Origin of the sequence: Streptomyces endophyticus, from assembly GCF_035798155.1 — a bacterium.
GTDB classification, from domain to species: domain Bacteria; phylum Actinomycetota; class Actinomycetes; order Streptomycetales; family Streptomycetaceae; genus Streptomyces; species Streptomyces endophyticus.
The window spans coordinates 1-6,486 of the sequence record NZ_JAOZYC010000041.1; the positions used below are offsets into that span (position 1 = coordinate 1).

The window sequence follows — 6,486 nt, forward strand, 5'->3', positions numbered from 1 at the left end:
GGCGGCCGCGGCGGGGCCCGCGGGGAACGGGGCGAGGGCCAGGGCGCCGCCCAGCGCGAGGCCGGCCGCGCCGAATTGACGCCGGGAGAGGCCGGAGATCGTCCCGCCCGTATCCGGTCTGTCCGCTGCTTCGGGTGCTCCGCTCATGGACGAGGCCCTTCTGAAAAATTCTTTCGGGATCTGCCGAGTCGGATGAAATTTCTCTGTCAGCGCTGCCTCGTGTCAACACCCGTGCGCCATGACCGGCCGGTGAAGAATCTGACGCTGCATCAGAAAAGCTCTTCCGTCGTCCGCCGTGCTGCGGCATCCTGCGCGCATGCAGACGGAACTGAGCAAGAAACTGGGGATCGAGCACGCCGTCTTCGGCTTCACGCCGTTCCCTGCGGTGGCCGCGGCCATCAGCAGGGCCGGAGGCTTCGGCGTGCTCGGTGCGGTCCGCTACACGGCACCCGACGAACTCAAACGCGACCTCGACTGGCTCGACGGACATGTCGACGGCCGGCCCTACGGCCTCGACGTCGTCATGCCCGCCAAGAAGGTCGAGGGCGTCACCGAGGCCGACATCGAGGCGATGATCCCGCCGGAGCACCGGCAGTTCGTCCAGGAGACCCTCGCCAAGTACGGCGTCCCGGAACTCGCCGAGGGCGAGGCGTCCGGCTGGCGCATCACCGGCTGGATGGAACAGGTCGCCCGCAGCCAACTCGACGTCGCCTTCGACTACCCGATCAAACTCCTCGCCAACGCACTCGGATCGCCGCCCGCCGACGTCATCGCCCGCGCCCACGAGCACGACATCCTCGTCGCCGCGCTCGCGGGCAGCGCCAAGCACGCCCGTAAGCACGCCGACGCGGGCATCGACGTCGTCGTCGCGCAGGGCTACGAGGCGGGCGGCCACACCGGCGACATCGCCTCCATGGTTCTCACCCCGGAGGCCGTGGAGGCCGTCGACCCGCTGCCGGTCCTGGCCGCGGGCGGCATCGGCAGCGGCCAGCAGGTGGCGGCCGCGCTCGCGCTCGGCGCGCAGGGGGTGTGGCTCGGCTCGGTGTGGCTGACGGTGACGGAGGCCGACATGCACTCGCCCGCCGTCACCCGCAAACTGCTCGCCGCGGGCTCCGGCGACACGGTGCGCTCCCGCGCGCTGACCGGGAAGCCCGCGCGCCAGCTGCGCACCGAGTGGACGGACGCGTGGGACGACCCGGCCGGGCCCGGCACCCTGCCGATGCCCCTACAGGGCCTGCTCGTCGCGGAAGCGGTGTCCCGGATCCAGAAGTACGAGGTGGAGCCCCTGCTCGGCACGCCCGTGGGGCAGATCGTGGGCCGGATGAACGAGGAGCGCAGCGTGCAGGCGGTCTTCGACGACCTGACGCGCGGCTTCGAGAAGGCGATCGACCGCATCAACAAGATCGCAGGACGGTGAGTACGAGTATGAGCACACCCCCCAATGGTTTCTGGGCGCAGGCCGCCGCCGACCCCGACCGCACGGTCCTGATCGCCCCGGACGGCGAACCGTGGTCGGCGGGACGCCTGCACGCCGCCGCCAACAAGATGGTCCACGGCCTGCGCGCGGCAGGCCTTCAGCGCGGTGACGCCTTCGCCGTCGTCCTCCCCAACAGCGTCGAGTTCTTCACCGCCTACCTCGCCGCCTCGCAGGCCGGCTTCTATCTCGTCCCGGTCAACCACCACCTCGTAGGGCCGGAGATCGCCTGGATCGTCTCCGACTCCGGCGCCAAGGTGCTGATCACGCACGAGCGGTTCGCCGAAGCGGCCAGGTCCGCAGCCGACGAGGCAGGCCTGCCCGACAGTCACCGGTACGCGGTCGGGGACGTCGAGAGCTTCCGCCCGTACGGCGAACTCCTCGACGGGCAGGCCGAGTCGGCGCCCGATGACCGCACGCTCGGCTGGGTCATGAACTACACGTCCGGCACGACGGGCCGCCCCCGCGGGATCCGCCGCCCGCTGTCCGGCAAGCTCCCCGAGGAGTCGTACCTCGGCGGTTTCCTCGCCATCTTCGGCGTCAAGCCGTACGACGACAACGTCCACCTGGTGTGCTCGCCGCTCTACCACACGGCGGTCCTCCAGTTCGCGGGAGCCTCCCTGCACATCGGGCACCCGCTCGTCCTGATGGACAAGTGGACGCCCGAGGAGATGCTCCGCCTCATCGACACCCACAAGTGCACGCACACGCACATGGTGCCGACCCAGTTCCACCGTCTGCTCGCCCTCCCGCAGGAGGTCAAGGACCGCTACGACGTCACGTCCATGCGGCACGCGATCCACGGCGCCGCGCCGTGCCCCGGCCACGTCAAGCGCGCCATGATCGACTGGTGGGGGATGTGTGTCGAGGAGTATTACGCGGCCAGTGAGGGCGGCGGCGCGTTCGCGACGGCCGAGGACTGGCTGAAGAAGCCGGGAACGGTCGGAAAGCCGTGGCCCATCAGCGAGTTGGCGATCTATGACGACGACGGCAACAAGCTGCCCGCCGGTGAACTCGGCACCGTCTACCTCAAGATGAACACCGGCGGATTCTCGTACCACAAGGACGAGGGCAAGACGAAGAAGAACCGCATCGGCGACTTCTTCACCGTCGGCGACCTCGGGGTGATCGACGAGGACGGCTATCTCTTCCTGCGCGACCGCAAGATCGACATGATCATCTCGGGTGGCGTCAACATCTACCCCGCCGAGATCGAGTCCGCGCTCCTCACCCACCCGGCCGTCGCCGACGCCGCCGCGTTCGGCATCCCGCACGACGACTGGGGCGAGGAGGTCAAGGCGGTCGTCGAGGTCGCGGAGGGCCGGGAGGCCGGGGACGCCCTGGCGACCGAGATCCTCACGCACTGCGAGACCCAACTCGCGGGCTACAAGCGGCCCAAGAGCGTCGACTTCATCGAGACGATGCCCCGCGACCCCAACGGCAAGCTCTACAAGCGCCGCCTTCGGGACCCGTACTGGGAGGGACGGACCAGGGCGGTCTGAGACCGCCCCGGCCCGCGCTCGTCAGCCGCGCACCCGCACCACCTTCAGGGCGGGCGACGTGAGGATGTCCTTCTCGCAGAAGCGCTCCGTGACCCACTTCTTCTTCGCGAAGAGGTGGGTCTGGTCGCTGTAGTGCGGCGAGTTCGGGTTCGAGGACTGGGAGTACGTGAGGAGGGTGCGCGCCACCGGGCAGCGCCCTCCGTCCCAGCCGACGGCCTGGATGTAGCTGGACCCGGTCGTGACCTCCGTGTAGCCGCCGCCCGCGGCGTCCCACACCGGCTCCGCCTTGTTCCACACGCCCAGCGACTCCGTGCCGCCGTGCACCGGGATACGGTCGCCGCCGCGCTTCACGAACTGGTGGTCGCCGAGCCTGGCGTCCAACGGGATGCTCGCGCCCTTCAGTTCGGCCACCGCGTCGGCGAGCGCCGTCGCGAAACCGGGCGCCTGCGTGTTCAGCGTGTTCGGCGTCCGCACCGGATCCGCCGCCGAGAACGGCACCTTCCACAGCTGGGCCGCGGGCACCGCCGCCGTCAGCTTCCGCCAGAACCGGTCGAAGAGCAGGGCGCCCCGGCTGTCGGTGTTCATGGTGCGGTCCCACTCGGCGATCACACCACAGGCGCCCGAGACGTCAACCGGCGTGCCATTGCTGCCCGTTGCCGAGCCGCCGGGCAGGGCCGCGCACGCCTTCGCGGTGTCGGCGGCCGTCAGATCGGCCGCGGGCACCCGGTTCGCGAACTGCTGCTTTTGAAGGTCCGCGACCGTCAGTCCGCCCTTGTCCGCCATCCCTGCGACGTCCTCGACGGCGCCGCGCGTCCGCATCGAGCGCTGCGTGCCGGCGTTCCCGAAGACCCGCTCGTAGCCGGTGATCGGGTGGTCCGCATTGGCGAGCCAGGCGCTGTCGTTGGAGTTCTCCGCGTACGGGGCGTCCTTGAGTACCGGCATCTTCGCCGGACCGAAGATGCCCGCCTGCACCGCGTCCTTGTCCCTGCCGAGCGAACAGTCACTCTTCGAGCCATCGAGGATCGCGACCCCCGAGGCCGGATACGTCGCCTTGCCCAGCGGCGTCGAACAGCGTTCCGCCAGCTCGTCGGTGATCCGCGGCAGCACCTGTGACTGCGTGAACAGCGAGTGGCCCGAGGAGTCCGCGGCGATGGTGTTCACCCACGGCAGGCCCTGCGCGCGGCGCAGCGAGGCGAGGACGCCGGCCGTCGAACGGGCCTTGCTGAAGCCGAGCGCCGTGTCCGAGGCGCGCAGGTTGACCGCGTTCGGGTCACCCAGGGCGTACGCCGTCGCCGCGGTCCAGGGGAGCGGGAGCTGGGCGCCGAGGTTCGTGACGATCGGGCCGTAGCGGGTCCACCACTGGGTGCGGGTCACCTCGCCGCCGCCCTTCACGGGCACCGTCACGGACCGCTTCGTCATCTTCTGCTTCTTGCCGTCGACCACGTACGCCGTCGGGTCGGACGGGTCGAGGGTGAGCTGGTGGAGGTTGAGCGTGACGCCCGTCGCGACCGTGTGGCTCCAGGCGATGTGCGCGTTGTGGCCGATCGAGATGCCGGTGGTGCCCAGCAACGAGCCGCCCATGACGTTCAGTTCGCCGGGAATCGTCTGCTGCGACTGCCAGAAGCGGCGGCCGCCCTGCCACGGGTAGTGCGGGTTGCCGAGCAGCAGGCCCCGCTTGTTCGCCGTCGCCGCGCCGCTGAACGCCACCGCGTTTGAGCCCATGTCGGAGTCGTCCTGGCCGAACAACTCGCGGGCTGCGCGCGCGACATCACCCTTGTCGGGCTGGACCCGCGCGGCACCGGTGGTGGGCGGCTGCGCGGCCGTGATGCCCTCGACGCCGCGCCCCTGCCCGCCGAGCACCGCGATCGCGAAACCGCGCGTCGCCACGTCGAGCGAGGTCACCGGCTTCACCCAGTCCGCGCCCTTGCACGCCGGGTCGGTGATCCGGTTCTGCTTCAGCCACGCGTTGTACCCGGCGGCCCAGCCGCGCATCGCGTCCTTGACGTCGCGGCTCGGGCCCGCGGGCGCGGGGACGTCGAGCAGCTTCTCGACCGTGCGCGCCTCACGAACGCCCTTGAAGTACTGGTCACTTGAGAGGTTCCTGGTCGCCGACGACAGCGAGCCGTCGGGCGCCGCGTCGGGCCCGAAGACGCGCGAACGCTCGCCGCGCAGCGTCACGAACCCGTCGGCGAGCGTGCACACCTGGTCGGCGGCCTGCGCCCACCCCGTGCCGAAGCCGAGGTTCGCGTAGTCCTTGGCGACGATGTGCGGGATCCCGTGCTCGGTGTAGCGGATGGTGGCGGACAGTCCGCCGCCACCCTGCGGATGCTCACCGCGCTCGGCGGCGGACGACACCGAGGCCGTTCCGGTGAGCGCGGTCAGCAGGGCGACCCCGAGGGCCGCGAGGCGTCTGTGTCCCGGGCATGTGCGCATCGTGCTCCCAACTGCGGTGCTGACAGAGGCTGTTGAGCTGGATGGGGCACCGTTGAGCGTACCAATCACACTGGTGCGACACCCCCGTTCGCGCGGTGGCCCACAGAGGTCGGGCGATGGCTCGCGCAGTGCAGACGGAGCCGTCCGCCCATGCGATGCTGCCTTTCACAAAACGCTCCATAACGGCTCCCTACGGTGAGGGTGTTTCGAGTGCGTCTGATGCGTCTGACAGGCCGGGCCCGAGAGCATGGACAACTCGACCGCCTTCTCGCCGATCTGCGCCAAGGGCTGAGCGGCGTCGTGGTGCTGCGGGGCGATGCCGGTATCGGCAAGACCGCACTGCTCGCCCATGTGGCCGACGAGGCCGCCGATCTGCGGGTGTTGCGAGTGGCGGGCGTGGAGGCGGAGACAGGGTTCGCGTTCGCGGCGCTGCAGCGGCTGCTCGTGCCGTTCCTGGACGACCTCAAACACCCCGGCGTGCTGCCGCGGGCCCAGCATCAGGCGCTGCGGGTGGCCTGCGGCCTGGCCGAAGGACCGCCCGCCGACCGGTTTCTCGTGGGCCTCGCGCTCCTCACCGTGCTGGCGGAGGCCGCGAAACAGCGCGCGTTGCTGGTCTGCGTCGACGACCTTCAGTGGCTGGACAGGGACTCCTTCGACGTGCTCGCGTTCGTCGGGCGCCGGCTGCACGCCGAGAGCGTCGGTCTCGTCCTCGCCGCCCGCACCGGGACCGACACCCCGGCGGGCCTGCCGGTCACCGAGGTCACAGGACTCGCGGAGCCGGACGCGCTGGAACTCCTGCGTTCGGTGGTCGCCGGGCCGCTGGACACCCGGGTCGGGCTGCGGATCGTGGCGGCCACCGGCGGCAACCCACTGGCCCTGACCGACCTCGGCCGCGAACTGTCCGAAGGCCAGCTCTCCGGTGTGTTCGCGCTGCCCGAGCCGCTCCCCGCGGGCAGCGCCCTGGAGGAGCACTACCTGCGCCAGGTACGCGGACTGCCGGCGCCGACCCGCACCTGGCTGCTGCTCGCGGCGGCCGAACCGGCAGGCACCCCGGAGTACGTCGCGGCGGCCGCCGCG

The 6,486-nt window shown here is 70.7% G+C and carries 4 protein-coding genes; 3 read left to right on the forward strand and 1 reads right to left on the reverse strand.

Annotation, left to right across the window (positions count from 1 at the left end; translation table 11 throughout):
• The first annotated feature begins 316 nt into the window (after nt 1–316).
• A complete protein-coding gene (locus tag OKJ99_RS07060; RefSeq protein ID WP_326014925.1) occupies nt 317–1,417 on the forward strand; it encodes a nitronate monooxygenase in 1,101 nt (366 codons plus the stop codon).
• A gap of 8 nt (nt 1,418–1,425) precedes the next feature.
• Entirely contained in the window at nt 1,426–2,976 is a 1,551-nt protein-coding gene (locus OKJ99_RS07065) for an acyl-CoA synthetase (protein WP_326014926.1), read from the forward strand.
• A gap of 21 nt (nt 2,977–2,997) precedes the next feature.
• On the opposite strand, the gene OKJ99_RS07070 is transcribed toward OKJ99_RS07065, so the two are convergent.
• Nucleotides 2,998–5,409, reverse strand: coding sequence for a penicillin acylase family protein (locus tag OKJ99_RS07070; protein ID WP_326014927.1), 2,412 nt, complete (start codon nt 5,407–5,409; stop codon nt 2,998–3,000).
• Between the two features lie 219 nt (nt 5,410–5,628).
• Here OKJ99_RS07070 and OKJ99_RS07075 point away from each other — a divergent pair.
• A partial coding sequence (locus OKJ99_RS07075; protein WP_326014928.1) for an ATP-binding protein occupies nt 5,629–6,486 on the forward strand: 858 nt, incomplete at its 3' end.

Bases quoted from the DNA above. Each gene is read 5' to 3' on its own strand.
- OKJ99_RS07070 (WP_326014927.1), bottom strand. From the start codon at position 5,409: ATGCGCACATGCCCGGGACACAGACGCCTCGCGGCCCTCGGGGTCGCC.
- OKJ99_RS07060 (WP_326014925.1), top strand. From the start codon at position 317: ATGCAGACGGAACTGAGCAAGAAACTGGGGATCGAGCACGCCGTCTTC.
- OKJ99_RS07065 (WP_326014926.1), top strand. From the start codon at position 1,426: ATGAGCACACCCCCCAATGGTTTCTGGGCGCAGGCCGCCGCCGACCCC.